This is a genomic window from Noviherbaspirillum sp. UKPF54, from assembly GCF_007874125.1.
Classification (GTDB): domain Bacteria; phylum Pseudomonadota; class Gammaproteobacteria; order Burkholderiales; family Burkholderiaceae_D; genus Noviherbaspirillum.
The window spans coordinates 845,234-870,353 of the sequence record NZ_CP040128.1 but is presented as its reverse complement, the minus strand read 5'-3'; the positions used below and the strand labels follow the sequence as shown (position 1 = coordinate 870,353).

Sequence of the window (25,120 nt, the reverse complement as noted above, 5' to 3'; positions counted from 1 at the left end):
TGCCATGCATACCATCCCCGAAACGAAGAAGAGCCACCTGTGGCGCAAGATCATCTGGCACACCGACCCGGACGAACATCCGCTCGGCCCCTACCACTGGGTGGAAATCTACTGCTGCGAAGAGTCCAACGGCTACGCCGTCTGGTATGTGCGCAAGCTGGCCAGGGACGACACGCGCGGCGTGCCGGGCACCGAGAGCGCCGACTACCTGCTCAACTTCTATTCGAAAACCAGCCGCGACGACGCCATCGAACGCGCGGTGCTGCTTGCCAATTGCGCGCCGACGGCCGACCAGGTCATCCGCGAACTGGACACGCTGGCCGCGAACGCGCAGAAGGTGTGATCACGCCGGCCATAACGGCGGCTCATCCATCAGCGCCACCTGCTCGCGCAGTTCGAGGATGCGGTCCTGCCAGTAGCGCTGCGTATTGAACCAGGGGAAAGCGGCCGGGAACGCGGGATCGTCCCAGCGCCGCGCCAGCCATGCCGAGTAATGGATCAGGCGCAGCGTGCGCAGCGCCTCGATCAAGTACAGCTCGCGCGGGTTGAATTCGAAAAAGTCTTCATACCCCGCCAGCAGGTCGGCCAGCTGGCGCGCCATGTCGCCGCGTTCGCCCGACAGCAGCATCCACAAATCCTGGACCGCCGGACCCATGCGGCTGTCGTCGAAGTCGACGAAATGCGGCCCGGCGTCGGTCCACAACACGTTGCCGACATGGCAATCGCCGTGCAGGCGCAGACGGCGCACGTCGCCGGCGCGGTCGAAGCAGCGCCGCACGCCGTCGAGCGCCTGCGCCGTCACGCTGCGGTACGCCTCGCGCAAGTCGGCCGGCACGAAATCCTGCGCCAGCAGATAGTCGCGCGGCTCCTCGCCGAAGGTGGCGATATCCAGCGCCGGCCGCTCGGCGAACGGCTGCGCCGCGCCCACCGCATGGATGCGCCCGATGAAGCGTCCCAGCCATTCCAGCGTGGCGCTGTCATCCAGCTCCGGCGCGCGCCCGCCCTGGCGCTTGAACACTGAAAAGCGGAATCCCTCGAAATGGTGCAGCGTGCCGCGCCCGGCCAGCGGCAACGCCGGCACCGCCGGAATTTCATGTTCGGCCAGCTCCTGCACGAAGGCATGTTCCTCCAGGATCGCCGCATCGCTCCAGCGTCGCGGCCGATAAAACTTCGCCACCAGCGGCGGCCCGTCTTCCATTCCCACCTGGTAGACGCGGTTTTCGTAGCTGTTCAGGGCGAGCAGGCGGCCGTCGCTGTACAGGCCGACGCTTTCCAGTGCGTCAAGCACGCAGGTCGGATCAAGGGCAGAAAAGGAAGCAGGCGTAGTCATATCCACCATTGTAAGCGCGAGCGGAAGACGGCATCGGGGATTCCACCGACGTGATCGAAATGACAAGATGCAACAAGGACTTGCCACTCATACCCGGGAATTGACCTGTTATCGGAGAAATGTTGCCTGAATGCACTATAGATGTATTCTCACAATGCAACCATCAGAGAAATATTTTTTGCGAGAAGGAACCCGGAAATGAACCACACCGCCCTGAAAATGCCGCCGGCGCAGCCCGTCCGGGGATTTTCATTGATCGAATTGATGGTTACCGTGGCCATTATAGGAATCCTCTCGGCCATCGCCGTACCGTCCTATACGCAGTACGTGATCAAGACCAACCGCTCCGCGGCCCAGACGTACATGTTCCAGCTGGCGAACAAGGAAGAGCAATACCTGCTCGACGCCCGGCAATACACTTCCACCAAGTCCGACCTGATGAGCGACCCGGCCGAGGTGTCGAGAAACTATACCGTTTCGATCTCGAACGTCACGGCAAACACTTACACCATCACGGCCACCCCGACCGGCAACCAGTTGGCCAAGGACACGAAATGCGGGACGCTGACCCTGACGCAGGCCGGGACCAAGGGCATCAGCGGCAACGGCACCGTCAGCACCTGCTGGTAGGCGGACATATGAAACCTCATTCACTCCCGGCATGTTGCCCTCCTGGCCGCCCGCTGCGCGCGCCGGGCTTCACGCTGGTCGAACTGATGATTACGATCGCCATCAGCGCCATCCTGCTGGGACTTGCTGCGCCCTCGTTCTCCAGCTTCATCAAATCGCAGACCGTCAGGACGGCCTCTTCCGACCTCAATGCGGCGCTGATTTTCGCGCGCAGCGAGGCAATCAAGCGCAACAGCGATGTCGTGATCACCCCGGCCAGCGGCGGCTGGCAAAACGGCTGGACCGTCACCGTCACTACTGTGGCCGGAGTGGACTCCACCGCCAGCACCACGACCTTGGGCAGCCAGGCATCCTTTTCCGGCCTGACCATTACCGGCCCGACCGGTGGCCTGACCTACGGCAGCGACGGGCGTCTCGCCGGCACGACCATGCCGACTTTCCAGATCAGCGGCAGCGCGAGCACGCGCTGTGTCAGCGTAGGCCTGAGCGGCGTCCCCATGAGCAAAACAGGGAGTTGCTGATGAAGCCACGCATGAAATCAACTTCCGTTCAAGCTGGCGTGAGCATGATGGAAGTGCTCGTGACAATGGTGATACTGCTCGTCGGCCTGCTCGGCCTGGCGGGCATGATGATGCAAAGCCAGCGCGCCGAAGCCGAATCGTACCAGCGGACCCAGGCGCTGATCCTGTTGCAGGACATGGTCGCCCGTATCAACACCAACCGCAAGGTCGCATCGTGTTATGCCGTCACCGACGGCGCCAGCGGCGAACCCTATCTCGGCACCGGCACGGCGGTTACCGCGCCCACCTGCGCGGAAGGCACGGCGGCGCAGCAGGCCCTCGCCATTCAGGATATGACGGAGTGGAGCAATCTGCTGCAGGGCGCCGCGGAGAAATCGGGAACCAACGCCAAGGTCGGCGCCATGATCGGCGCGCGCGGATGCATCAGTTACGACGCGACCGCCAATCGCTATTTCGTCAGCGTGGCGTGGCAGGGAATGGAATCGACCTCCGCACCAGCGGCCGGCTGGACTTGCGCGACCGGACAGTATGGTGACGAAAAGCTGCGGCGCGTGGTGAGCGTCCCCCTCAGTATTGCCGACTTGGGTTCATGACCATGAATGCACTTGTACGCAAATCACTCCGGGCCGGATATCGCCACGCTCGTGCGGTGAGCCGGCATGCCGGCCTTTCGCTGGTGGAATTGATGGTTGCCATCACCATCGGGCTGCTTCTGGTCCTGGGAATCACGACCCTGATCACCCAGCAAAGCAGCGCCAGCAACGAGTTGAGCAAATCCAGCCAGCAGATCGAAAACGGCCGCTATGCGATGCAGCTGCTGCAGGACGATATCGAGCTCGCGGGATATTACGGCGAATACTACAATCTGGCGGCCGCGCCCGCCACCATGCCCGATGCCTGCGCCACGGCGGCGGCCGATCTGGACGCGGCGATTCCCCTGCCGATCCAGGGCTACGATTCGCCGTCGACCATTCCCGATCCACTCTCGGCCTGCCTGTCCGATGCCAATCATGTTGCCGGCACCGACATCCTCGTCATCCGGCGCACGGATACGACCAGCATTCCGATCGCCTCGGCCGCAGCCGGGCAGGTATACCTGCAGTCCGGGCTGGATGTCTCCCTGAATTTCAGCAAGGTGATGGGTACCGGCTCCGACACGACCGTTTTCACGCTGAAGAAAAAGGATGGCTCTCTGGCCCCCCTGCGCAAATACCTGGTCGACATCTATTACGTCAGCCCGTGCAACGTGCCAGCCAGCGGCAGCGCCTGCACCGGCAGCAGCGACGACAACGGCAAGCCCGTCCCGACCCTGAAACGCATGCAGCTGTCCGTTTCCGGCGGCGCCCCCGCCTTTGCCGTCACGCCGCTGGTCGAGGGCATCCAGAACCTTCAACTCGATTACGGCATCGACACCGATTCCGACGGCGCGCCCGACTACTACACGAGCGGCACCTACCAGCAGGACGGTGCCACGGCGCTTACCACGGCGGATTGGGCGAACATCGTCACCATCCGCATCAATCTGCTCGCACGCAATAATGAAACGAGCGTCGGCTACGTCGACAAGAAGACATACAACCTCGGCAACGCCGGCACCGTCGGCGCATTCAACGACGGCTACAAACGTCATTTGTTCAGCGGGATTGTGCGCGTCGTCAATCCCAGCGGAAGGAAAGCGAAATGAGCACGCACTCAAAACAGTCGGGCGCCACCCTGATCGTCAGCCTGGTCATGCTGGTGGTGTTGACACTGCTGGTCGTGACCGCGATCCGGTCGGGCAGCACCAATCTGCGCATCGTCGGCAATACGCAGGTCAAGGTCGAAGCCAACGCGGCGGCGCAACAAGCCATCGAACAAGTCATCAATACCGACTTCACCACTACTCCGGTGTCGCAGACCGTCACGGTGGACATGGGAGCGACGACCTACTCGGTCGCGGTGAGCACGCCGGTCTGCAACAACACGGTGCCCATCTACAGCGATGACCCCTCACTCGATCATAGCGACGAAAACGACAAGCTCTGTTTCGAGGAAAATCCGCCGCCGCCGATCCTGGACGCGAACGGCAAGCCGATCCCGGTGGAGACCAAGTGCAAGCGCCAGCAATGGGATGTCCAGGCCGACATCACCGATCCCAACTCGGGCGTGCACGTAACGCAGCACCAGGGCGTCACCAAGCGCACCTATTTGCCCACCTCGTGCTAGCTCTTCCATCCGATGCCCGTCCATGAATCACATCGTCACATCAAAAGTAGCGGCGCCCGTCGCCCTGGAGGTAAGGTCATGAAAACGATCCGGTCTATTGCGCGTTTCGCGGCGTCGCTGGTGCTCGCTCTTCCGCTTGGAGCCATGGCGGAAGACATCGATATCTACGACGGCCTCAACGGCGGCAGCGCTCCCAATGTCCTGTTCATTCTCGACAATGCCGCGAACTTTTCCTCCAGCGCCGGCAACTGCCAGTACACCGACGGTACGGCCCCAACGCTGAATGGCACAGCCGGCGGCATCGAGCAATGCGCGCTCTACAACGTTCTGAGCAGCCTGCCCACTGGATTGAAGCTTAACGTGGGGTTCATGGTTTACAACTCCAACAACTTTACCGGCTTCGGCTGCGCCGCTGGCGGTAACGGCGGGTGCGTGATCCAGCCGATTGTCTCGATGAATGACGCCACCAGCAAGAACGCCATGCTGGCATGGATCAAGCGCTGGCAAACGTCGGGGAACACAGCGGACAACATCAAGGCCAGCGGCGAAGCCACGGCGGCAACGGTGCAGGAAGCGTGGGCCTATTTCACCGGCAAGACCGGGCTCTCCGGCAGAAATTACGCAGGAATCACGCCGCCCAACACCGGATGCCAGAACAACTTCGTCATTTTCATCGGCAATGCCTTCACCACGGCGGGCACGCCGGGCGATGGCGGCAGCACCAGCCCGTCCTCCGCGCTGGCCAACGCGCCCGGAATCACCAGTGCGCTCAAGCGCAATATCACGGTCCCGTCCCAGTGTTACGGCTTGTTCGGCGGCGTCGGCTACAAGGCATTTACCCCCGGCACCACGAGTTGCGGAACGGTGACTGCCGCCGATAACTTCTGCGGTACCTATTCCATGGGCAATCACACCGATTCTTCGGGCCTGTACGCAGACGAATGGACGCGCTACATGTACCAGACCGACGTCAACGGCGTCTACGGCGGCAGCGGCCAGAAAATCAAGACGTTTACCATCGGCGTCATGGGGCCGAGCTGCAAGGCCGATTTTCCGGCGCTCCTTTTCAGCATGGCGAGCCAGGGCGGCGGTAAATACTTCCCCGCCACGAGCTATCAGGGGATTGTTGACGCGCTGGGCAAAATCTTCAACGAAGTCTCGGCCGTCAACAGCGTGTTCTCGTCTTCCAGCTTGCCGGTCAGCGTCAACACCCAGGGCAGCTATCTGAACCAGATCTACATGGGCATGTTCCGCCCCGACCAGGGCGGCAACCCGCGCTGGCTCGGCAACCTGAAACAATACAAGTTCAAGTGGAACGCCAGCCTGAACATGCTGCAGCTGGCCGACAGCACCGGTGCCGACGCGATCAGTTCCGGCGACACCGGCTTTATTTCGCCGAACGCCATCAGCTTCTGGACCAGCAAAAACATTAACGATGTGCCGGATTCGACCGGCGGATTCTGGATCAGGAACCCGCAGGGCGCCGGCGTGGCCTTCGATTCGCCGGATGGCGAAGTCGTGGAAAAAGGCGGCGCGGCCCAGCAGCTTCGCCTGGCCAACCTGCTCGACAACTATGCGTCTGCGGCGGGCTCGTCGTCCAACCCGCGGCGCCTCTATACCTACTGCCCGGCCGGCACCGGTTGCGCCACACGGCTGTCGGACAGCACGAATGCATTCGCCACAGGCAACACCGCCATCACCAATACCATGCTGGGCGTTGCGGCAGCGGACCGTGACACGCTCATCAGCTGGGTGCGCGGCCAGGACAACAATAACGACGAACTGGGCCCGGGCGGCTCCGTCACGGTGCGCCCATCCATCCACGGCGACGTGCTGCATTCGCGCCCGGTGGTGCTGAGCTACGGCGGCAACCCCGAATCGGTCGTCGTTTTCTATGGCGGCAACGACGGCGTCTTTCATGCGGTGAACGGCAACCAGACCGCATCGATCGGCTCCGTCCCACCGGGAGGGGAACTGTGGGGACTGATTCTTCCCGAGTTCTATGGCAAGCTCAATCGCCAGCGTCTGAACACGCCCGTTCTCAAGCTGCCGTCGACCAACAGCGCCTTGAATCCGCAGCCGAAAGATTATTTCGTCGACGGCTCGCCGGGCGTCTTCCAGCAGTTGAACAGCGACGGCACGGTCAACAAGTCGTACCTCTACCTGAGCATGCGCCGCGGCGGACGGTTTATTTACGCGCTGGACGTCAGCTCGCCGACCGACCCCAAGGTGCTGTGGAAAAAATCCTATACGGATGCGGGAATGAGCGAACTCGGCCAGACCTGGTCGCGGCCGAAAATGGCTGTCGTCAAAGGCTGGAACCACCCCGTGCTGATTTTCGGCGCAGGTTACAGCCCCACGCAGGACGATGAACCGCCGACCGCAGACAACATGGGACGCGGCATCTTCATTCTGGACGCAACCAATGGCGACCTGATCTGGAGCGCCACGCCGTCGAACGGCGCCACCGCCTGCACCGGCACATCCACCCAGGCGAGCTGCCAGGTTTCGGGCATGAACTTCAGCATTCCGTCCGATGTCACTCCGGTGGACCGCGATCATGACGGTTATACGGACCGCTTGTACGTGGCGGATACCGGCGGAAATGTGTGGCGCGTCGACCTGGAGCCGACGGCCGGCAATACGCCGGACAAATGGCGCGTATACAAGTTCGCCGCCCTGGGCTGCGGTACCGGCCCATGCACCTCGGGAGTGCCGCGCAAGTTCTTCTATGCGCCGAGCGTGGTCGCCATCGGCACGAGCGGAAGCAGCACCTCCTACGACGCCGTCATGGTCGGCTCCGGCGACCGTGAGCATCCCCTGTACAGCACCAATGCCAATTCGGCCTACGCGGTCACGAACCGCCTCTACATGCTGAAGGACGTGAAGACCGGCAAAGACGGCAGCGGCTTGAGCACCATTACCGAAGCGGCGCTGTTCAATGCCACCTCGACCCAGTATGACAATACGGTCAGCGGCTTCTACATCACCCTGGGCACGGGCGAAAAGGCGGTCAACGCTCCCTTGACCATGTCCGGCATTTCCTATTTCGGCACCAACCAGCCGACGCTTCCCAGCGGCGTATCCTGCACCGCCAACCTGGGCACGGCGCGAAGCTATAGCATGGACATGTTTACCGGCGCTTACCGGAGCGTCATCTTGGAAGGCGGCGGCCTGCCGCCGTCTCCGGTGAGCGGCATTGCATTGGTCGACGGGCAAAAGCACAGCTTCTGTATCGGCTGCATCGACCAGGATTCCAGCAAGAAGTCCGCCCTGGAAAACGGTTCCGAAGAAAAGGATGGCAAGAAGAAAATGAGCAGAACCTACTGGTACAAGAAGTAATGCCGCATCAAGCGCCCCCCCGAAAAGAGGCGGAGAGTTCCGCCTCTTTTTTTATTTCATCCACGCTACCGAGACATTCGAAGAACAAGCCACTAAACTAGCGGGCTCAATCTCCAGAAAGACATCATCCATGCACTTCGACGAACCCCTCTCCGACAAAGAATTCAAGGAGCTCGACCAGTTTCTGCTCTCCGACCGCTGCGCCGACGACGGCATGACCATGGATTCGCTGCACGGTTACTTCACCGCGCTGGCGATTGGCCCGGAAGAAGTTCTGATGCCCGAATGGCTGCCCCGCGTGTGGGGCTCGTTCGGCGCGGAGGGCCCAAAATTCAAGACGCCGAAAGAAGCCGAACGCATCACCGGCCTGATCGCGCGTTTCATGAATGAAGTCGCGATCACCTTCGAAGTCGCGCCCAAGGAATTCGAGCCGCTATTCTGCGAACAGGAAGTCGACGGCCGCACGCTGCTCGACGGCGATGCCTGGGCCTGGGGATTCTGGGAAGGGATGAACCTGCGCGCCGAAGCGTGGGAACCGGTCTGGAGCGCGAATATCGCGGACATGGTGCGCCCGATCTACCTGCTCGGCGCCGAGGAAATCGAGGAAGAGGAAATGGCGCTGGTCGACACGCCCGCGAAGCGCCACAAGCTGGCGCTGGAAATGGAGGCAGCGATCCCGCACATCCACCGTTTCTGGCTACCGCATCGCAAATCGGCAGTGCAGCAGGTGCAGCGCGAAACGCCGAAGGTGGGGCGCAACGATCCCTGCCCTTGCGGCAGCGGCAAGAAATTCAAGAAATGCTGCGGCGCCGACCAGGCAGAGTAAGAACGACGTGCGCCGGGCTCGCTCCGCCAGGGAACGAGCCCCAATTAACGTGCAATACTCAGCCGTATCACGGAAGCGGCAGCACCGACACTCTCACGCGCAGGCGTTGGCCCGGATCGTAGGGCATCACCGAGGTATAGGTATGGCCGCGATATTCGTAGGTGACGGCATAGCCGTTCGTGCGCGATTGCCAGTTATCGACCATGACGCAACGCTGCACCGGCTGCTGTTCCACGACCGCTCCGCCACCGTTGTTGTTTTCCACGCGATCGCCGGCGATTGCCCCTACGATCGCGCCAGCCGCAGTAGCGGCAGTGCGGCCGTTGCCACCGCCCACCTGGTTGCCGAGAATGCCGCCGGCGATGCCGCCGATGATTGAGCCGCCCATGCCACGCTGTGCTTGACGCTGCGTGGTGACGTACTCGGTGCGGCACTCCTGCCGCGGCTGATTGACTTGTTCGACTTGCGGGCTGACGCTGACGACTCGTGCGGAGTCTTCAAAATCGTTCGCGGCTGCCACAGACAAAACTCCGAAACAGACAGCGGCCACCGCCACCCTGACTTGCATATTCATTAGATGCCTCCCGTTTGAAACCGAATCATACTACGTGGTTAAACGCAGGAAACATCGAAATGTTATACAGGGAAATGTAACGGTATGTATCGTCCAGTATCGTTGCGCAAAAGAAATGTCAACCTGACTTGCCGTTTGCAAAAATGCCGAAAAATCAGGCGCCGGACCGATCCTTTTGGGCGCCGACCGAGCGCGTCAGCTGGACCAGCAACGCCCCTTTCACCATCGACAATGCAACATTGCTACCCAACTTAAAACCTTGCATGGCTGCTGCATCCATCAACGCAAGTACCTGCTCATGTGTCAGGTGTTGATAATCATTATGTGCGTACAGTGCGTCGCGATTCTTGCCGTTAAGGTCGGCGACAATTTCTTCCGGTGTCATCTCGTACTCCTACTGCCCGTAAAATCCGGGCAAATGGTAAATAAGCCATCCTGTCGGCCAGAATAAGCTTAAACATGAGACAACTCCCTGCGCATTCTTGAGAGGGACTGCACAGTTTTATTGTTGCGACTCAAGCGATAAGGAGAATTAATTGAAAAGCTGCGTGACCGCTTTGCCGGGTTATGACGAGGGACTATTGAACGCTTCTTCTTCGGTTCGGTAATCGTCGGCGCACGACTTGCTGCAAAAGCGCCGCACGTTATCCAACGGCGTATTGCAATACCAGCATGCGCCCTTCGGTTTCAGCGCAGCCGTGGTTCTCGGCTGCATGGCATTATCCCGTCCGCCAGGTGCAGTACGATCGTCAATATGGTCTGCATCATTCATGATTCAGCCGCCAAGAAAAAAGTACCAAGCCACGATTGCGCAAAAGGCGCTGACAAAAGTATAGACCGATCTGAACCGAGGGGGAAAAGTCTGGCAAAAATTCGAAATTCTTCGAAGTACCCCCGGCATCCCAAACTGATGATATTCAACAACATCAGCTTTGTCTGTCCTTCGTCATGCTTTTTTCTGCCGCCTTCGCGACCAAACACATCACCCTTGATTTTTGACAAGCGTGTAACAAGCCTCGGCGGCGCCTGCGGTCAAATATTGAAGGACGAAAATTAAATATCGGCAGTATTTAATCCGGACGAAGTGGCATCCGGCATCCAAGCGGAACTAGACACCGTCATAATCGGGGAAGGCGAGTGACGAACCCGGTCGCAGTCGGTTACCCGCTGCCAGAACGAGAATGGCCAAGCCAACGCTACGGCAGCACTTCATGTTCGACATGGGTCGTTTCATCGCCCACCTTGCTGCGCCAGCCTTTTACAAAATACTCCTTTTCATCGGCCGTCGGCTCGACGAACCAGACCACGATCAACTTGCCTTTATGATCGTGCAGCTGCGACAGCTTGGCGAGAAAATCCTTGTTGCCGCTTGCATCCGCGAGGCCAGCCGCATAGCCGTACACTCGGTTCAGCCTTTCAATTCTGTCCGGCTCGGTGCCGCTGTTGGTGGCACTGATTTTCGGATGATCGAGGTACATTTCCATTCTCCCTGAATAGGCAATGACGATCGGCCGGAACGACGCTTCCATGCACCAGCCATCACGATTGTAGCGCCGTTGCTGCCAGGATATCGACCTCACTCTCTACGCCGTGCCGCGCCGCTTCAAGTAGTTGACGCCAATCAAAACCACTCCACAGTCGATCATTACCATCGAAAGCACAATTTCGAAGAACTCTACTAACAAAGATATGGAGACAGAATGAATAAGACGACAGCAGATCCCCAGATTGCCGATGAAGGCGTGAAATTCACGGTGGAAGTGGGTTTTGTCGACCGCGAATGCATCGTTTCAAAAAACGCGCTGGCCCATCTGCGTCGCCTGAAAGGCGGGCAGCAGGATTTCATGGAAACCTACCGCAGCTTTGAAGACCAGATCCATAGCGTGGCACGGCGCCTGGTGGTTGCTGGCGTCAGCGGTACACCGCTTGTTTTGGGCGCCGCTTACTTTGTTTGAGCAACGCCAAGCATCCGCCCGAATGAATCTGAGATGCTGTCAAGCGAAGTCTGTACTGACTTCATCGGTCAATGCGGAGTTTTGTCGCACCGTTTGTTTGCAGGCCGTTGTACAAGGTGTGCGGTGGCCGTCAGCGAAGAAGCATTGCGCTTCTCCGCTGACGGCATAGAAATTACCACCTCTGAGAATTCTCAAAAAAATATCCGCATATTTAATCAGAATAGATTCAACTTGAACCAGAAACGGGGACGATGACAGATGAACGAAATTAATGAAACAAAGGCTGCCGAACAGTTCCAGTATGATCCCAACAATCTGCTGGAATCATTGATCGAAAAGCTCAACCTCAAGAACGACGCCGCGCTGTCCCGTGCTCTTGAAGTCGCACCTCCGCTGATCAGCAAGATTCGCCATCGCAGATTGCCGGTAGGAGCGTCTCTGCTCATTCGCATGCACGAGGTTTCTGATTTAAGTATCAAGGACTTGCGTACGCTAATGGGCGACCGCCGCAACAAGTTCCGCATCAGCGACAAGCAGTTCAAGCCAAAACCGCAGGCGTCATAATTCGCTCGTGTGCAGCCAGCTTGTTGCGGCCATCGGGACGATTGCCGTTAATAGCATGCATTACTTATCCACAGCAGCTGTGGTCAAGCTTGTTGATAACCTTGTGGGTTACTCTGCAAGTGGTTGATTCAGCTTGATTTTGTTTTCTTGATGCAGAATCGAACAAAGGAGCTATTGAAGCGAAAGCATCAATAGCTCCTTTGTTTTGCTAGTCCCCGAAGGCTTTCTTCTGCCATGCCCCTTGATGACATCCCTGCGTTTATGCAGGTCGCGCATAAAACCTGCAGAAGACGGAGGACGCTGGCTGATACCGCGATAACGGCCACTTATCAATCAGATCGACACCGGATTTTCCACCGGTACGTAAAGGGCAAAAAAAAGCCCGCAGGCCTTGCGGCTGCGGGCAAATCCAATTCAAGGAGAGTTGGAGGAGACAGGAATAACTATATCGAAGTGCCAACCATTAGTCTGCTTTCTTCTTCCAATATCTGATATTCGAACTATCTATATCTAATAAAGAAAGCTATGTGTAAAAACGTCGTCGCTCATAGACCATGCTAGTGACGCGCTCCTTCCCACCCGAATCTAGGCAAGGACGGGACATGAGCTCAATCAATATAGCTGGAGACGCTCCGGTAGTAGCATGCTCTGGTAGGCTAATAGGAGTGAAACATCGTGATTTATGAAGAACATCAGGTTCCGCCTGAGCCCTCACTTCCGGAAGAGCCGGTGCCGGATCCAGATCCTCCCGAAGAGGAGCCGGTCCCCAATCCCAACCCGACGAGACCCGCCTGCACTCAGGTCAGATGAACTTTCGGCCGGCAACTCTTCGCATCGTGCTGCCTGTCGGCTTGCCCGGTCGCCGACAGCAGATATAACAGGCAACACCTGGCGGGGCCAGGACAGCCGAGCCACTCGCTGCGTCGACCCGGCGTAGTCACGTTGCGTTTTCCCGCCTCAGCTACGAGTCCACTTCGCCATGTACATGTACTTGGTCCGCCCGCTGCCCTGTTTCCGTGCCATCGGTTTCATGCACGCATGAGCGCTTCATTCGATTGGCTCGGCACACTCGTCTATGCCGTCAGTCCTTGGATCGTGCTCATTCGCGAGATCCCCTGGACAGTGGTCCTGCTCCAGCTGCTGATCGCGTTGTGCGCCGCCGTGGTGGTGCACCGTGTGGGCACATCGATCCTGCTGCGACTGACAGCATCGCTTCCGTTTTCGCGCCGTCTGGTTCAGTACGGGCATCGTGCAGGCGGCGTAGCCGTGTTTCTGCTGGCGGCTCAGATCATCTTGCGCAATGCGCCCGCGAACCTGTGGGGCCTCGATGCCGCGCTCCACCTGAATGCGTTATGCCTCATTAGCGCGCTGACGTGGCTAGGCGTGCGCTGCGTACGTGCCATTGCCTACGCCATCATCGAACGCTACCCGGCCGATACGCCGGACAACCTGCAAGCGCGTCGCGTTCAGACGCAGACCAAAGTACTTGCGCGCTCCGCGATGGTGCTGATTGTCCTGATCGGGGCGGGTGCCGCACTGATGACCTTGCCGCTGTTGCGGCAGATTGGCACTAGCCTGCTTGCCTCCGCCGGCGTAGCCGGCTTGGTAGTCGGATTCGCGGCAAAGCCCGTTCTCGGAAACCTGCTCGCCGGAATGCAGATCGCGCTAACTCAACCAATCCGTTTGGATGATGTGGTCATCGTGCAAAACGAGTGGGGACAGGTCGAAGAAATTACCGGCACCTACGTTGTGGTGCGCCTGTGGGACCGACGCAGCATGGTTGTCCCGCTGCAATGGTTCATCGAAAACCCGTTCCAGAACTGGACCAAGACCGCCGCTGACCTCCTTGGCTCGGTACTCATCTGGGTCGATTACCGCATGCCGCTGGAGCCGCTACGCAGGCAGGCCGAACGCGCTTGCCGCGACGCACCCGAATGGGACGGTCGCTTGTGCCTGACACAGGTGGTCGAGGCGGGGGAACATGCGATGCAGTTGCGGGTGCTGGTCAGTGCAGGCGATGCGACCCGCCTGTGGGATCTGCGCTGCCGGGTACGCGAAGGGCTGATCGACTTCGTTCAGCGCGAATTTCCGGAGTATCTCCCCCGGCTGCGGGCCGAACTCGCAGAACACCACGAAGGTCAGCGTCCGGCAGACAGCCCTTGATGCCGGTTTATCATTGAGCAAACTCAAATTAACAAAAATACAGCCTTGTTAGAGTTTAAATTCGCTCAAGGGAGGATCATCATGACCAATTATGACGCACCCTTTTCAATTGGCGAGTACTGGATACAGTGCGCAGTCGATTATTGGACCGCCATGTCCTTTCCCGCCATTTATCTTGCAAAACACATTTGAAAGATGTTGATTTCAATCAAGCAATTTTGATAACAAAAGGCTATTCGCTTGGAATAAAGACATCTCTGTGCCTTGCTCGGTCACAATACACTTCTTCAATCTGATCCTTGGGGCATATTGCCCTGTCGCCGCATTTGAAATTAATGCGATCAAGATCAGCGGGAAAGTTGACCATGCCGCGCATTCATAGAGCCTTGCACCGCATGCAACAGGTCGGCGTTACCTGCGCGATTGATAATCGACTCCCTCTTCCGTCATGAATGTCGCATCGTGTTCTTTTCGATTGCTCGCCTGCCTGGCCGGCGCATCGCTGCTGGATGCCTGCTCTCTGTTTCCTGCATCGACAGAGCCTGCCGATTACGGCCATCGAAAACAGGTGTTGCAAGCGAGACGCGAACAGAATTTCCAGTCGATTTGGCGCGGCAAGCCATACAACGCCTTGCTGGAAAGCTTCGGCGCACCTCAACTGCTCATGAACGTGCCAGGACAGCGCGCATTGCCGACATCCGTCGCGGTTTATGGCATCATGGATAATCTTTCGCAGTGCGTCGACGCCTTCACCTTGGTGGTGGTGCATGAAGGCGAAGTCGTTATTGCCGATTATTTTTGCCGGTAATACGGCCAAATACGGAATTCACTGGTTTCGGGAAGAACGGGTTAAACTTTGTCAGTTGATATATAGCAGGAATAGCGATATCCGCTAGACTTAATATAATTTGTAGTTACCCGGACAACCATTACCATTCAAAATAATAATGGCGCGTATCCATACGCATTACGATAACCTGAAGGTGGCGCGCAATGCGCCACCGGAAGTGATCCGTGCTGCCTATAAAACCCTGTCGCAGAAATACCATCCTGACCGTAATCCGAACAATCCCGACGCGATCCGCATCATCAAGATCATCAATTCGGCCTACGAAGTGCTGTCCGATCCCCGCAAGCGGCAGGAACACGACGAATGGATCGCCAAGGAAGAAGCGGCGCAGGTCAGGAATACCAATGGCGCCCCGAATTTCGGCTTCATGTCCGATGCCGACGACCTCAACGCCATGCGTAGCGCAGCCGTGCGGCATCGGTCCGACGGCGGCCGCCGCTCGCATCGCCGGCAAAAAGGTGCATTCAAGCCTTGGGATGCCATCGTGCAGCTATCGCGCGTAATCGCGGACCGCTTCTCTAAATTCCGCAAGGTGTAATACGTCCTGCACGGATTGCCTGCCTTATCGTTCAACGCAGGTCAGAAACAGATACGCGGTGACAAGAATCGCGATGACGACGCAGGAAAATGCAAACCCGATCCCGGCACTGACGCAAAACACGGTCGCGCATAGGTGATCGGCGCTTTGTGCAGCTGTTTCCCCCATCAGGTCCGAAAGCACGCGCGTCAGCTGCATCATGCATGCCGCAATGCCGATCCACTTCCCCATGTAGAAGGGAAGGACCTTGCGCCGCGACCGGTTATAACGGTAATTGGCGGTACGCTGCTCGATCGTGCCGCGACCGGCATCGCGGAAAATCCAGAACGGAATGGCCAGGCGCCAGAAGTATTGAAGCCGCGAATAAAGTCTCTTCAGTTGCAGCGGATTGTTGCTGTCCATGAAACCTGCCCCTCCGATTACTTAGTCTTGCATCGCCCGCCAGTGTTCCGTCAGCCTAACAAATGCATAACAACATGGATTTCTATCGCTTTGGCGCTATTCAGGCACCGTGCCCGGATAGGCTGCATCGAATGCCTCGTCGAAGGTGGGATAAGTCGTCCCGTTCGCGGCAAACCCGGCGGTTGCCTCCGATTGCGCTTCCAGTTGGGCCTTCATGCGCAGATAACGTTGCGCGGCTTGCCGCAGCTGGGCCTCTGACTGCTCGAGCTGCTTGATCCGTTGCTCGCGCCGATGCAGCTCTGCGCGCAGCTTTTCGATGGTTTCCGCCGCATTCTCGGCGAGACAGACGATCTGATCTAGGTGAATATCCTTGCCTTCCGGCTGAGGTAGCGATTCTTGCATTCCCGATTCCATTTATTTGCCTTATGGAATGCTTAGGCCGAGTATTGATGCGCGAGTTCCTGCGTCCATCGATTTCAGGCTCGAACAAGGAACAATACTCGGACACTTGTTACAAATCGGCCTATGCTGACAGTATCGTCGCCGGGATGTCCCGTTCCCGGCCCTGATTCATAGCGATACGGAGGTTTGACATGGAGATCGAAGAATTCATCGAGGCAAAGCGCACACTGGATCAAAACGTCGCCATCTCAATTCAGGCGGAAATCGACAAGTTCGAGCGCGCCACTGGCAGAACGCCCAGTTACATCGATGTGGAAATGATCGCGATCGAAAAGGAAGGCGGTCCGAAGCGGCGTTTTACGGTCGGCACCGTGCGCAGCGAAGTGCCGCTCGATTAGTCGTGGGCAGGCATCCGCGCGGCGCGCTGCTGGCCGCTTGGCTAGGGGCATTCGCCATGCAGCGGGCGGCGGCGGAAATATCGAGCTTCGCATTCGTGCAGCCAGACGGCTCGCTGACGGTCGCCGGCAACGTCGTGCACTTGTACGGCATTTATATCCCGCCGACCGAATCGACCTGCTATTCCTTCATTCGGCCGATGCCATGCGGGACACGGGCCTCGCTGGCGCTCGAATTCCAGATTTCCGGCGATTTCGTGCATTGCACCGAAAGAACCGCCAACCCGGACGGCAGCATCAGCGCCAGCTGCCGCGGAAACGGCCAGGACCTGAGCGAATGGATGTTGCAAAAAGGGTGGGCGATCGCCTTGCCGGACGCGCCCTTCCAGTATGCGGCGCTGGAAAAGATCGCGCGTGCCAGGGGAATCGGCATCTGGGGGATTTCGATCGATTCGACCGGAAGATAGGCTGGCCGATGCCCGCGTGCCTAGCGGCCGGGCGCCTTGCTTTTGTTCGCGCATAAGGCCGCCGCCGGATCGTCTGCGCAGCGCCGTTCGATGATGGCTTCGGTCAGTGCCCAGATCGCGATGCCCACCACCAAAAGAATCACCATGACCTGGATAATCGTGAAGCCGCCGCTGCGTTTCATCCGACACTCCCTCTGTACAATCCAGTGCCATGGTAGCGGAGCCGGCGTCCGACGGCTTGTCCATTCCGCAGGCGCGACGGTTGAAGAAAATCAGGACTTTCAGCGGCGGAAGGGACAAGCTGGATCCAATCACCGGAGAGCCGCAATGACGGAAACGAAATCCGCGCAAGGCGTGGTCGCCTTGCGACCACAGCAGGAAACCATGACGCGCCAGCGCCTGCCCTACTTTGTCGGCGTATCGGGCCAGACGGCGGGCGCGACCGGGCTGTCGATGCATATCGTTGTCATCCCTCCGGGAGCACGGGCCGCGCCACACCTGCACGAAGGATATGAAACAGCGATTTACGTGCTGCAGGGGCGCGTGCAGACGCGTTATGGCGAGAATCTGTCCCAGTCGGTGGTCAGCGAGGCGGGTGATTTCCTGTTCATCCCGCCCGGCATGCCCCACGAAGCGATCAACCTGAGCGACACCGAACCGGCGCGCGCGATCGTGGCACGCAACGACCCGAACGAGCAGGAACGCGTGGTACCTTATTCCGTGAAGTCGTAGGATCTATCCTCGCCCTTAAGGAAAAAAGCCCGCGAACCTGATGGCCGCGGGCAAATCCACTGGAGGGTGGAGGAGACAGGAGAGAGAGACAGAAACTGTCTCGAAAGCATTGTGTCACCCAAAACTTAAATCAGACTTAAAGACGGCCAAGTCACCGGTAAAGCGCCGGTACGGCCGGCAAGGATGCACTCCCAACTTACCCATGCACGTTGACAAAGATACTTTTCTTCGCGTGATCGAGGCAACGCCATTTGTTTCGATCGACCTGGTCATCCGCAATGCAGCGCAGCAGGTCTTGCTCGGCTACCGGTGCAATCGGCCCGCGCAGCATTACTGGTTCGTGCCAGGCGGGCGCATTCGCAAGAACGAGCGCACGCAGGATGCCTTGCAGCGCATTGCCCAAGCCGAATTGGGAATTGCGGCCGGACCGGGAAAACTGCTCGGCGTATTCGACCACATTTATGACGACAACTATTTCGGAGTTGCGGGGATCGGCACGCACTATGTCGTCTGCGCCTACCAGTTCGAGGTCGACGGCGATATCGTCTTCCGGCAGGACGACCAGCACGCCCGGATCAAATGGTGGAGCGTGGACGAGCTGCTGGCGAGCCGCGACGTGCACGACAATACGAAGCTTTACTTCCGTGACGTGCCAGGCAACGGGTTCCGTAGCGGCTGCTGAGCCCGGATTTTAAGTCGGCAAGTTTGCCTTGCCGACTGCGGCATTTCAGGCTCGGGTTGCCGTCGAAGCCGGGCTCTTGCGTGCTGCAGCACGCGTCTTCTTTTTCGGCGCAGTTTTTTTCACCGCGCTTTTTGCCGCTTGCTTCGCTGGTTTCACGGCCTTTCTGGCAGCGGGCCTATCGCCATGCTTCTGTGCGATCAGCTTGTTGATCATTTCATGCAGTTCGCCGATGCGCTGGCCAAGCGCCTCGATGTCGTTATGGGTCGGCACGCCCAAGCTGCGCATGGCCTGAGCCATGCGGTCCTCGAACACGCTTTCCAGCTTTTCCAGCGAACCGGACGCCCGCCGGCCCAAGCTTTCCGCCATCCCGGCCACGGTTTCGGACAAGTCCGCCAGCTGTTCGCCGGCCAGATTCTGTGTCCGCTTCTGCACCGCCATGCCTTCCTGGACCAGCTTGGAAAACATTTCTTCGCCTTCCTGCTGCGCCTTGGCGAAGGCGCCCAGGCCTGCTTGCCAAATCTGTTCCACCGAATTGCGCACCGCGTCCACCATCCGGCTATCGTCTGCGTGCGCCTGCATGTTCAATTTGCGCGCCATTTTTTCCCCCTTCATTGGTCATGTGGATAAAATCTGTCCTTCCATGCCGCCCTCCCGATGTCCGTCATCGGCAGCGGCGGCATCGCTCCGTCCGGCCCGCATCTCTTCTTCCTTGACGAGGCGCCGCAGGATCTTTCCGATATTCGATTTGGGCATTGGGGCCTCGCGGAATACCACGTACTTCGGCACCTTGTATGCGGTGAGGTTTTTCCTGCAATGTTCGATGAGCGTGTCGGCGGAAAGTTGCGGGTCCTTTCTGACCACGACCACCTTGACCACTTCATCGGAATGCTCGTCGACCGTGGCGATCGCGGCGACTTCGAGCACACCGGGGTGCATTGCGACCACATCTTCGACTTCATTCGGAAAGACCTTGAATCCGGAAACCACGATCACATCCTTCTTGCGATCCATCAGCCGGACATAGCCTTGCTCGTCCACGCAGCCGATGTCTCCGGTGCGCAGCCAGCCGTCCGCCGTGAACACGTGCGCGGTTTCCTCCGGCCGATTCCAGTAGCCTTGCATCACCTGAGGTCCGCGCACGCAGATTTCGCCGGTCGCGCCGGCCGGCAGCAAATTGTCCTGCTCATCGAAGATGCCAACCTCGGTGGAGGGAATCGGCAGGCCGATGCTGCCGCTATAGGTATTGATGTCCGTGCGGTTGGCGCACACGATGGGCGATGTTTCGGTCAGGCCGTAGCCTTCCACGATCGGCATGCCGAACAGGCGTTGCCAGCGCTCCGCCACGCCGCGCTGCACCGCCATGCCGCCGGCGACGAACAACTTTGCAGCGGTGGTGTCGATCTGCTCGATGCCGGGCGCGTTAAGCAAGGCATTGAACAGGGTGTTCACGCCGATCATGGCGCTGAACTTCGTGTGCTTGAGCTCCTTCAGGAAGGCCGGAATGTCGCGCGGATTGGTGATCAGCACGTTGTTGGCGCCGAGCGCGAAAAACGACAGCATGGCCGTGAGCGCAAATACGTGGTACAGCGGCAGCGGAATGACGGCCACCTCATTGCCCTCTTCCAGCGCCCCCTTCACCCATGCGGTGGTCTGGCGAATGTTGGCCACCAGGTTACGATGCGTGAGGATGGCGCCCTTCGGCGTGCCGGTCGTGCCGCCCGTGTACTGGAGAAACGCCATGTCGCCGCCGCGCGGCGCACCGTCGCGCAAGGACATTGACGATCCGTCGTGCAGCAGGCCAGGCAAGGTCAGCGCGCCATCGATATGCCAGTCGGGGACCATGTGCTTCAAGTGCTTGACGACGAAATTGGCGACCTGCGCCTTGGGAAAATGCAACAGGTCGCCGATACGGCTGACGATCACATGCCGCACCTGCGTATGCGGCAAGGCTTCCTGCAGGGTATGCGCAAAGTGATCCAGCACGACGATGGCAGTCGCGCCCGAGTCGGCCAGCTGATGCTGCAGTTCTCGCACGGTGTAGAGCGGATTGGTGTTGACGACGGTGCAGCCTGCGCGCAATGCGCCGAACACAGCAACCGGCTGCTGCAGCAGATTGGGCATCATGACGGCGACACGATCACCCTTTCCAAGCCCGAGAGCGTTCTGCAGATAGGCGCCGAATGCGCGCGACATCCGTTCGAGCTCGTCATACGTGATCGACGCGCCGAAGTTGCTGAACGCCGGCCGCTCCGCGAAGCGGGCGCACGACGCTTCGAGCAGACTGACCAGCGATTCGTTTTCATCGACATGAATTTCCGCCGGTACGCCAGGCGGATAACTCTTCAGCCATCTCTTTTCCATGACTACCTCCGAAGTGGAATTCAGCACAGTGCCATGCGCCTCGGGCCGCAGAACGCATTCATGCTCGCCGCGACCTGCTTGTGTTTGCCAACACGATGCGCCTGCGGATACTGAAGATCTTTGCGCTAGATCAGCCGAACGAAGCAAAATCCGGCAACGCGTGTCACGTAGTCGGCCGCGGTATCGGAGTGGTCAGAACGATGTGCCGTGCTGCGCGTCTATGAACTGAGCGAGGAAGAGGATCAATACCGACGCCGGCCAGCTGGACTTTATGCATACGTTGGAAACGCTGGCAGGCGCGACATATAAAAAAATATCCATCGACAAGTTTTTCCGGCCCTGCAAGGAGACGCGATCATGATCTTCCGTCAGTTGTTCGAACCTTTGTCGAGCACCTACACGTACCTGATTGGGTGCGAGGAAACCGGGTTGGCGCTGGTGATCGATCCGGTGATCGTCACCATCGAGCGCGACCTGGGCGAGATAGCCGGTCTGGGCCTGCGCCTCGCGTACACACTCGACACGCACATCCACGCCGATCACATCACCGCCGCGCTCGACCTGAAGAAGCGGGTCGGAAGCCGCATCGCCGCCCCAGCCCACGACGGCTTGCCCTGCCTCGATGTCGGCATCGAGGAAGGCACGCCCTTCGCGCTCGGCAGCGTCACACTGCAACCGCTGCACACGCCGGGCCATACCGACGGGCATTTCGCATATGTCTGGAACGACCGCGTATTCACCGGCGATGCGCTCCTGATCGACGGGTGCGGCCGCACGGACTTCCAGAACGGCAATGCGGATGCGCTGTATCACAGCGTCACAACCAAGCTGTTTACGTTGCCGGACGACACCCTGGTGTATCCGGCGCACGACTACCAGCAGCGGCGGGTTTCCTCGATCGCTCAGGAAAAGAAGCGCAATCCGCGGCTCGGCGGCGAACGCAGCCTGGAAGAATTCCGACAAATTATGGAGAACCTCAATCTGCCCTATCCGAAGTTCATCGACTATGCGGTACCCGGCAATCGCCAGTGCGGCGTCTGCCCGGCAGACGTGCCGGACAATTTACAGAAGTATTGCCACCACATGACGGAAAGTCCTCAGGGCTAGAGAGTGTCATGGGCTGGCTTATGGAACAATGCGCATTCTCGTAGCGTAAAGGAGCAACGATGGGGCGTCGTGGAGAATCTTGGGTGCTGGTGCAGGCGATACTGCTGCTTCTGTTTGTGTTCGTGCCGCGCGTTGGACCGGAGTGGCCGCATCCGGCTCTGTTTCGCTTGATCGGCGCGGCGCTTGCCATCTCCGGCATATTGCTGCTGGCATGGAGCGCAATCAACCTGGGCCGGTCGTTGACGCCATTTCCGCGCCCGCTACCGCAAGGCAAGCTGGTTACCGGCGGCGCGTACCGCTTCGTGCGGCACCCGATCTATTTCGCCGTCCTGGCGATCTGCATCGGCCTCGGACTCGCGACCTGGAGTCCATTGCGGCTGGCACTGGCCGGCGCGCTCCTGGTCTTCTTCGATCTGAAAGCCAGGCGCGAAGAAACCTGGCTGCAGGAACGCTATCCGGAGTATGTATCCTACCGACAGCGTGTCAGGAAACTGATCCCCTGGATTTACTGAGTCATGATGTTTTGTCGCGCGGCGCCTTCCCGAGACGCTTTTCCACCTCCAGTACCAGGCGCGTGGTCTTGAGCAAGGTATCCGGATTCAGGCTCATCGAATCGATGCCAAGCTCGACCAGGTACTCCGCCATTTCCGGATAGTCGGACGGCGCCTGGCCGCAGATGCCCACGTGGCGTCCGTTGCGACGCGCGCCATCAACCGTCTGTCGGATCATTTCCTTGACGCCTTCGTCGCGCTCGTCGAAATCGAAAGCCACGATTTCCGAGTCGCGGTCCACACCAAGCACCAGTTGCGTCAGGTCGTTGGAGCCGATCGAGAAGCCGTCGAACAGCTTTGAGAAGGCATCGATCAGCACCACGTTGTTCGGGATCTCGCACATCACGTAGATTTCCAGCCCGTTTTCGCCGCGCCGCAGGCCATGCTGCGCCATCGCCTCCAGCACCGCCTGCGCTTCGGAGATGCGGCGGCAGAACGGGATCATCAGCTTCACGTTGGTCAGGCCCATCTCGTCGCGCACCCGCTTCATCGCCTCGCATTCGAGCGCAAAGCCTTCCGCATATGCAGGATGCGCGTAGCGCGACGCGCCGCGAAAGCCGATCATCGGATTGGCTTCGTCGGGCTCGAACCAGCGCCCGCCCAACAGGCTCGCATACTCGTTGGTCTTGAAGTCGGACATGCGCACGATCACCGGCTTCGGATAAAAAGCGGCGGCGATGGTGGCGACGCCTTCGGACAGCTGACGCACGAAGAAATCCGCCGGCCGCGCAAAGCCGCGCGTGAGCTGCGCGATTTGCGCGCGTACCCATGCGTCATCCACCCGTTCCGGATGCACCAGCGCCATCGGATGCACCTTGATATGCTCGGCCACGATGAATTCCATGCGCGCCAGCCCCACGCCGTCGGTCGGCAGGAAACTGGTCTGGAAGGCGACGTCGGGGTTGCCAAGGTTGACCATCAGCTCGGTCTGCGGTTTCGGGAGCGCAGAGACGTCGGTGCGTATGGTTTGGAATGGAATGCGGCCGGCGTAGACGCGGCCGGTATCGCCTTCGGCGCAGGATACCGTCACTTCGTCGCCGGTACGGATGACTTCGGTCGCGTTGTCGCAGCCAACCACGGCAGGAATACCGATCTCGCGCGCCACGATGGCCGCGTGGCAGGTGCGCCCGCCGCGGTTCGTAACGACGGCAGCGGCGGTCTTCATCACCGTGCCCCAGTCGGGCGCGGTGGTGTCGGCGACCAGCACTTCGCCCGCTCGGAACTGGTTCAGTTGCGATACATCGGTGATCACGCGCGCCACGCCGGTGGCAACCTTGCCGCCGACGGCGCGTCCGCGCGTGCGAATCTCACCTTTTCCTTCCAGCACGTATTCTTCCAGCATACCCGCTGCCTTGCGCGAAGCGACCGTTTCCGGCCGCGCCTGCACAATGTACAGGTTGCCGTCCACGCCATCCTTGGCCCATTCCATATCCATCGGCATCGGATGGCCTGCCTTGGCGCTGTAGTGGTTTTCCACCTTGATCGCGGCTTCGGCGAGAAGCAGCACTTCGTCGTCGGAAAGGCAGTAGCGTCGCTGGTCGTCCTTTGGCGTGGGCACATTGCGCGTTGTGTCGCGCCCGGCCGCGCTGGCATACACCATGCGGATTTCCTTGCCGCCGAGCGAACGGCGCAGCACTGTACGCCGGCCGGCGTTGAAGGTGGGCTTGAAGACGTAGAATTCGTCCGGATCGACCGTACCCTGCACCACGTTCTCGCCCAAGCCATAGGCGCCGGTGATGAAGACCACGTCGCGGAAGCCCGATTCGGTATCGAGCGAAAAGATCACGCCGCTCGACGCCAGGTCGGCGCGCACCATCTTCATGACGCCGACCGAAAGGAAGACCTTCATGTGGTCGAAGCCATTGTCGATGCGATAGCGGATCGCACGGTCCATGAACAGGCTGGCGAAGCAGCGCTTGACCGCATCAAGCAGTTTCGCCTCGCCGGCGACATTGAGGTAGGTTTCATGCTGGCCGGCGAAACTCGCCGTCGGCAAGTCCTCGGCGGTGGCGGAGCTGCGCACGGCCACCGTCAGCTGTTCGCCGTACTCCGCCTTGAGCGCCCGGTACGCTTCGACAACCTGCGCCGCGAGATCGTCCGGCAAGGGCGCGCCGTACACGATCTCGCGCGCCAGATGGGCGCGCCTTGCCAGGTCGTCGACGTCGTCCGGATTCAATCCGTCCAGCGCCTGCTTCAGTTTCGGCCAGGCACCGGCGCTATCCATCACGTAACGGTAGGCTTCGGCGGTGACGGCAAAGCCGTTCGGCACCTTGACGCCTTGCGGCGTGAGTTCCCGGTACATTTCCCCGAGCGAGGCATTCTTCCCGCCCACTAGGGGAACGTCGTCGATACCGAGGTCCGAAAACCAGCGAACATACTGCGCGTGCATGTCTGCCATGTGCGACTCCCTGTCCGGTTGCTCAATCACCCGCCTTCATTCATTTGATCACAATCGATTTGTCACCCAAACATGTATTTGGCGCACCTGATAGACAAAAGGCCGATGGCGCAACCGCGCGCATC

The 25,120-nt window shown here is 59.4% G+C and carries 28 protein-coding genes and 1 pseudogene; 19 read left to right on the top strand and 10 right to left on the bottom strand.

Translation table 11 applies throughout. The features are described from left to right. Positions 1–4 precede the first annotated feature (4 nt). On the top strand, positions 5–343 hold the full coding sequence (locus tag FAY22_RS04140; protein WP_146329043.1) for a hypothetical protein: 339 nt from the start codon (positions 5–7) through the stop codon (positions 341–343). On the opposite strand, the gene FAY22_RS04135 is transcribed toward FAY22_RS04140, so the two are convergent. Continuing rightward, complete coding sequence (locus FAY22_RS04135; protein WP_146329042.1) at positions 344–1,339, bottom strand: serine/threonine protein kinase; 996 nt, start codon at positions 1,337–1,339, stop codon at positions 344–346. It abuts the gene before it with no gap. 189 nt (positions 1,340–1,528) lie between these two features. On the opposite strand from FAY22_RS04135, the gene FAY22_RS04130 reads away from it, so the two are divergent. From FAY22_RS04130 to FAY22_RS04100, 7 genes are all read left to right on the top strand, one after another. Next, positions 1,529–1,960 (top strand): type IV pilin protein, encoded by a 432-nt coding sequence (locus FAY22_RS04130; protein ID WP_210411893.1) that lies wholly within the window; start codon positions 1,529–1,531, stop codon positions 1,958–1,960. A gap of 8 nt (positions 1,961–1,968) precedes the next feature. Beyond that, a complete protein-coding gene (locus tag FAY22_RS04125) occupies positions 1,969–2,481 on the top strand; it encodes a GspH/FimT family pseudopilin (RefSeq protein WP_146329041.1) in 513 nt (170 codons plus the stop codon). 11 nt (positions 2,482–2,492) lie between these two features. Beyond that, positions 2,493–3,074, top strand: coding sequence for a type IV pilus modification protein PilV (gene pilV, locus FAY22_RS04120; protein WP_246860650.1), 582 nt, complete (start codon positions 2,493–2,495; stop codon positions 3,072–3,074). 2 nt (positions 3,075–3,076) lie between these two features. Beyond that, complete coding sequence (locus tag FAY22_RS04115; RefSeq protein ID WP_146329039.1) at positions 3,077–4,165, top strand: PilW family protein; 1,089 nt, start codon at positions 3,077–3,079, stop codon at positions 4,163–4,165. Beyond that, on the top strand, positions 4,162–4,686 hold the full coding sequence (locus FAY22_RS04110) for a PilX N-terminal domain-containing pilus assembly protein (RefSeq protein ID WP_146329038.1): 525 nt from the start codon (positions 4,162–4,164) through the stop codon (positions 4,684–4,686). The genes FAY22_RS04115 and FAY22_RS04110 overlap by 4 nt, the downstream gene beginning before the upstream one ends. 78 nt (positions 4,687–4,764) lie before the next feature. Further along, positions 4,765–8,028: a pilus assembly protein gene (locus tag FAY22_RS04105; protein WP_168204769.1), complete on the top strand. Its 3,264-nt coding sequence runs from the start codon at positions 4,765–4,767 to the stop codon at positions 8,026–8,028. A 130-nt stretch (positions 8,029–8,158) separates the two neighbouring features. Beyond that, on the top strand, positions 8,159–8,854 hold the full coding sequence (locus tag FAY22_RS04100) for a UPF0149 family protein (RefSeq protein WP_146329036.1): 696 nt from the start codon (positions 8,159–8,161) through the stop codon (positions 8,852–8,854). A gap of 67 nt (positions 8,855–8,921) precedes the next feature. Here the strand turns inward: FAY22_RS04100 and FAY22_RS04095 are convergent, their stop codons facing one another. From FAY22_RS04095 to FAY22_RS04075, 3 genes are all read right to left on the bottom strand, one after another. After that, on the bottom strand, positions 8,922–9,428 hold the full coding sequence (locus FAY22_RS04095) for a glycine zipper 2TM domain-containing protein (RefSeq protein WP_146329035.1): 507 nt from the start codon (positions 9,426–9,428) through the stop codon (positions 8,922–8,924). Between the two features lie 154 nt (positions 9,429–9,582). Beyond that, positions 9,583–9,813 carry a hypothetical protein gene (locus tag FAY22_RS04090; protein WP_146329034.1) on the bottom strand — a complete coding sequence of 77 codons (231 nt, stop codon included), beginning with the start codon at positions 9,811–9,813 and terminating at the stop codon, positions 9,583–9,585. An 811-nt stretch (positions 9,814–10,624) separates the two neighbouring features. Further along, positions 10,625–10,906 carry a hypothetical protein gene (locus FAY22_RS04075; RefSeq protein ID WP_146333214.1) on the bottom strand — a complete coding sequence of 94 codons (282 nt, stop codon included), beginning with the start codon at positions 10,904–10,906 and terminating at the stop codon, positions 10,625–10,627. A gap of 222 nt (positions 10,907–11,128) precedes the next feature. On the opposite strand from FAY22_RS04075, the gene FAY22_RS04070 reads away from it, so the two are divergent. The 5 genes and pseudogenes from FAY22_RS04070 to FAY22_RS22290 all read left to right on the top strand — a co-directional run. Continuing rightward, a complete protein-coding gene (locus tag FAY22_RS04070) occupies positions 11,129–11,383 on the top strand; it encodes a DUF1488 family protein (protein WP_146329031.1) in 255 nt (84 codons plus the stop codon). A 258-nt stretch (positions 11,384–11,641) separates the two neighbouring features. Next, on the top strand, positions 11,642–11,947 hold the full coding sequence (locus tag FAY22_RS04065) for a hypothetical protein (RefSeq protein ID WP_146329030.1): 306 nt from the start codon (positions 11,642–11,644) through the stop codon (positions 11,945–11,947). Positions 11,948–12,985: 1,038 nt separating this feature from the next. Continuing rightward, positions 12,986–14,110 (top strand): mechanosensitive ion channel family protein, encoded by a 1,125-nt coding sequence (locus tag FAY22_RS04060; protein ID WP_146329029.1) that lies wholly within the window; start codon positions 12,986–12,988, stop codon positions 14,108–14,110. A 448-nt stretch (positions 14,111–14,558) separates the two neighbouring features. After that, positions 14,559–14,918: a hypothetical protein gene (locus tag FAY22_RS04055; protein WP_146329028.1), complete on the top strand. Its 360-nt coding sequence runs from the start codon at positions 14,559–14,561 to the stop codon at positions 14,916–14,918. 139 nt (positions 14,919–15,057) lie between these two features. Continuing rightward, positions 15,058–15,282, top strand: a pseudogene (locus FAY22_RS22290) (J domain-containing protein); the annotation flags it as partial. A 240-nt stretch (positions 15,283–15,522) separates the two neighbouring features. Here FAY22_RS22290 and FAY22_RS04045 read toward each other — a convergent pair. Both FAY22_RS04045 and FAY22_RS04040 read right to left on the bottom strand, forming a co-directional pair. Further along, entirely contained in the window at positions 15,523–15,900 is a 378-nt protein-coding gene (locus FAY22_RS04045) for a hypothetical protein (protein ID WP_146329026.1), read from the bottom strand. A gap of 96 nt (positions 15,901–15,996) precedes the next feature. Then, positions 15,997–16,302: a hypothetical protein gene (locus FAY22_RS04040; protein WP_146329025.1), complete on the bottom strand. Its 306-nt coding sequence runs from the start codon at positions 16,300–16,302 to the stop codon at positions 15,997–15,999. A gap of 191 nt (positions 16,303–16,493) precedes the next feature. On the opposite strand from FAY22_RS04040, the gene FAY22_RS04035 reads away from it, so the two are divergent. Both FAY22_RS04035 and FAY22_RS04030 read left to right on the top strand, forming a co-directional pair. After that, positions 16,494–16,700 (top strand): hypothetical protein, encoded by a 207-nt coding sequence (locus FAY22_RS04035; RefSeq protein WP_146329024.1) that lies wholly within the window; start codon positions 16,494–16,496, stop codon positions 16,698–16,700. A gap of 2 nt (positions 16,701–16,702) precedes the next feature. Beyond that, complete coding sequence (locus tag FAY22_RS04030) at positions 16,703–17,164, top strand: thermonuclease family protein (protein ID WP_146329023.1); 462 nt, start codon at positions 16,703–16,705, stop codon at positions 17,162–17,164. Positions 17,165–17,184: 20 nt separating this feature from the next. On the opposite strand, the gene FAY22_RS21935 is transcribed toward FAY22_RS04030, so the two are convergent. Continuing rightward, entirely contained in the window at positions 17,185–17,346 is a 162-nt protein-coding gene (locus FAY22_RS21935; protein ID WP_168204767.1) for a hypothetical protein, read from the bottom strand. 145 nt (positions 17,347–17,491) lie between these two features. Between FAY22_RS21935 and FAY22_RS04025 the strand changes: the two genes are divergently transcribed. Both FAY22_RS04025 and FAY22_RS04020 read left to right on the top strand, forming a co-directional pair. Continuing rightward, positions 17,492–17,896: a cupin domain-containing protein gene (locus tag FAY22_RS04025; protein WP_146329022.1), complete on the top strand. Its 405-nt coding sequence runs from the start codon at positions 17,492–17,494 to the stop codon at positions 17,894–17,896. Positions 17,897–18,098: 202 nt separating this feature from the next. Then, a complete protein-coding gene (locus FAY22_RS04020; RefSeq protein WP_146329021.1) occupies positions 18,099–18,578 on the top strand; it encodes a GDP-mannose mannosyl hydrolase in 480 nt (159 codons plus the stop codon). Between the two features lie 45 nt (positions 18,579–18,623). Here FAY22_RS04020 and FAY22_RS04015 read toward each other — a convergent pair whose 3' ends face one another. Both FAY22_RS04015 and FAY22_RS04010 read right to left on the bottom strand, forming a co-directional pair. Then, positions 18,624–19,175, bottom strand: coding sequence for a phasin family protein (locus tag FAY22_RS04015; RefSeq protein WP_168204766.1), 552 nt, complete (start codon positions 19,173–19,175; stop codon positions 18,624–18,626). Positions 19,176–19,193: 18 nt separating this feature from the next. Further along, on the bottom strand, positions 19,194–20,939 hold the full coding sequence (locus tag FAY22_RS04010) for an AMP-binding protein (protein ID WP_146329019.1): 1,746 nt from the start codon (positions 20,937–20,939) through the stop codon (positions 19,194–19,196). A 357-nt stretch (positions 20,940–21,296) separates the two neighbouring features. On the opposite strand from FAY22_RS04010, the gene FAY22_RS04005 reads away from it, so the two are divergent. Together FAY22_RS04005 and FAY22_RS04000 are read left to right on the top strand one after the other, a co-directional pair. Further along, on the top strand, positions 21,297–22,046 hold the full coding sequence (locus tag FAY22_RS04005; RefSeq protein WP_146329018.1) for an MBL fold metallo-hydrolase: 750 nt from the start codon (positions 21,297–21,299) through the stop codon (positions 22,044–22,046). 59 nt (positions 22,047–22,105) lie between these two features. After that, entirely contained in the window at positions 22,106–22,558 is a 453-nt protein-coding gene (locus FAY22_RS04000; RefSeq protein ID WP_146329017.1) for an isoprenylcysteine carboxylmethyltransferase family protein, read from the top strand. Between the two features lies 1 nt (position 22,559). On the opposite strand, the gene ppsA is transcribed toward FAY22_RS04000, so the two are convergent. Then, positions 22,560–24,986 (bottom strand): phosphoenolpyruvate synthase, encoded by a 2,427-nt coding sequence (gene ppsA, locus FAY22_RS03995; RefSeq protein ID WP_146333212.1) that lies wholly within the window; start codon positions 24,984–24,986, stop codon positions 22,560–22,562. Positions 24,987–25,120 lie beyond the last annotated feature (134 nt).

What these genes read in the sequence shown, in the direction of transcription:
- FAY22_RS04140 (WP_146329043.1), top strand. Translation starts at nt 5, where the DNA reads ATGCATACCATCCCCGAAACGAAGAAGAGCCACCTGTGGCGCAAGATC.
- FAY22_RS04135 (WP_146329042.1), bottom strand. Translation starts at nt 1,339, where the DNA reads ATGGTGGATATGACTACGCCTGCTTCCTTTTCTGCCCTTGATCCGACC.
- FAY22_RS04130 (WP_210411893.1), top strand. Translation starts at nt 1,529, where the DNA reads ATGAACCACACCGCCCTGAAAATGCCGCCGGCGCAGCCCGTCCGGGGA.
- FAY22_RS04125 (WP_146329041.1), top strand. Translation starts at nt 1,969, where the DNA reads ATGAAACCTCATTCACTCCCGGCATGTTGCCCTCCTGGCCGCCCGCTG.
- pilV (WP_246860650.1), top strand. Translation starts at nt 2,493, where the DNA reads ATGAAATCAACTTCCGTTCAAGCTGGCGTGAGCATGATGGAAGTGCTC.
- FAY22_RS04115 (WP_146329039.1), top strand. Translation starts at nt 3,077, where the DNA reads ATGAATGCACTTGTACGCAAATCACTCCGGGCCGGATATCGCCACGCT.
- FAY22_RS04110 (WP_146329038.1), top strand. Translation starts at nt 4,162, where the DNA reads ATGAGCACGCACTCAAAACAGTCGGGCGCCACCCTGATCGTCAGCCTG.
- FAY22_RS04105 (WP_168204769.1), top strand. Translation starts at nt 4,765, where the DNA reads ATGAAAACGATCCGGTCTATTGCGCGTTTCGCGGCGTCGCTGGTGCTC.
- FAY22_RS04100 (WP_146329036.1), top strand. Translation starts at nt 8,159, where the DNA reads ATGCACTTCGACGAACCCCTCTCCGACAAAGAATTCAAGGAGCTCGAC.
- FAY22_RS04095 (WP_146329035.1), bottom strand. Translation starts at nt 9,428, where the DNA reads ATGAATATGCAAGTCAGGGTGGCGGTGGCCGCTGTCTGTTTCGGAGTT.
- FAY22_RS04090 (WP_146329034.1), bottom strand. Translation starts at nt 9,813, where the DNA reads ATGACACCGGAAGAAATTGTCGCCGACCTTAACGGCAAGAATCGCGAC.
- FAY22_RS04075 (WP_146333214.1), bottom strand. Translation starts at nt 10,906, where the DNA reads ATGTACCTCGATCATCCGAAAATCAGTGCCACCAACAGCGGCACCGAG.
- FAY22_RS04070 (WP_146329031.1), top strand. Translation starts at nt 11,129, where the DNA reads ATGAATAAGACGACAGCAGATCCCCAGATTGCCGATGAAGGCGTGAAA.
- FAY22_RS04065 (WP_146329030.1), top strand. Translation starts at nt 11,642, where the DNA reads ATGAACGAAATTAATGAAACAAAGGCTGCCGAACAGTTCCAGTATGAT.
- FAY22_RS04060 (WP_146329029.1), top strand. Translation starts at nt 12,986, where the DNA reads ATGAGCGCTTCATTCGATTGGCTCGGCACACTCGTCTATGCCGTCAGT.
- FAY22_RS04055 (WP_146329028.1), top strand. Translation starts at nt 14,559, where the DNA reads ATGAATGTCGCATCGTGTTCTTTTCGATTGCTCGCCTGCCTGGCCGGC.
- FAY22_RS04045 (WP_146329026.1), bottom strand. Translation starts at nt 15,900, where the DNA reads ATGGACAGCAACAATCCGCTGCAACTGAAGAGACTTTATTCGCGGCTT.
- FAY22_RS04040 (WP_146329025.1), bottom strand. Translation starts at nt 16,302, where the DNA reads ATGCAAGAATCGCTACCTCAGCCGGAAGGCAAGGATATTCACCTAGAT.
- FAY22_RS04035 (WP_146329024.1), top strand. Translation starts at nt 16,494, where the DNA reads ATGGAGATCGAAGAATTCATCGAGGCAAAGCGCACACTGGATCAAAAC.
- FAY22_RS21935 (WP_168204767.1), bottom strand. Translation starts at nt 17,346, where the DNA reads ATGAAACGCAGCGGCGGCTTCACGATTATCCAGGTCATGGTGATTCTT.
- FAY22_RS04025 (WP_146329022.1), top strand. Translation starts at nt 17,492, where the DNA reads ATGACGGAAACGAAATCCGCGCAAGGCGTGGTCGCCTTGCGACCACAG.
- FAY22_RS04020 (WP_146329021.1), top strand. Translation starts at nt 18,099, where the DNA reads ATGCACGTTGACAAAGATACTTTTCTTCGCGTGATCGAGGCAACGCCA.
- FAY22_RS04015 (WP_168204766.1), bottom strand. Translation starts at nt 19,175, where the DNA reads ATGGCGCGCAAATTGAACATGCAGGCGCACGCAGACGATAGCCGGATG.
- FAY22_RS04010 (WP_146329019.1), bottom strand. Translation starts at nt 20,939, where the DNA reads ATGGAAAAGAGATGGCTGAAGAGTTATCCGCCTGGCGTACCGGCGGAA.
- FAY22_RS04005 (WP_146329018.1), top strand. Translation starts at nt 21,297, where the DNA reads ATGATCTTCCGTCAGTTGTTCGAACCTTTGTCGAGCACCTACACGTAC.
- FAY22_RS04000 (WP_146329017.1), top strand. Translation starts at nt 22,106, where the DNA reads ATGGGGCGTCGTGGAGAATCTTGGGTGCTGGTGCAGGCGATACTGCTG.
- ppsA (WP_146333212.1), bottom strand. Translation starts at nt 24,986, where the DNA reads ATGCACGCGCAGTATGTTCGCTGGTTTTCGGACCTCGGTATCGACGAC.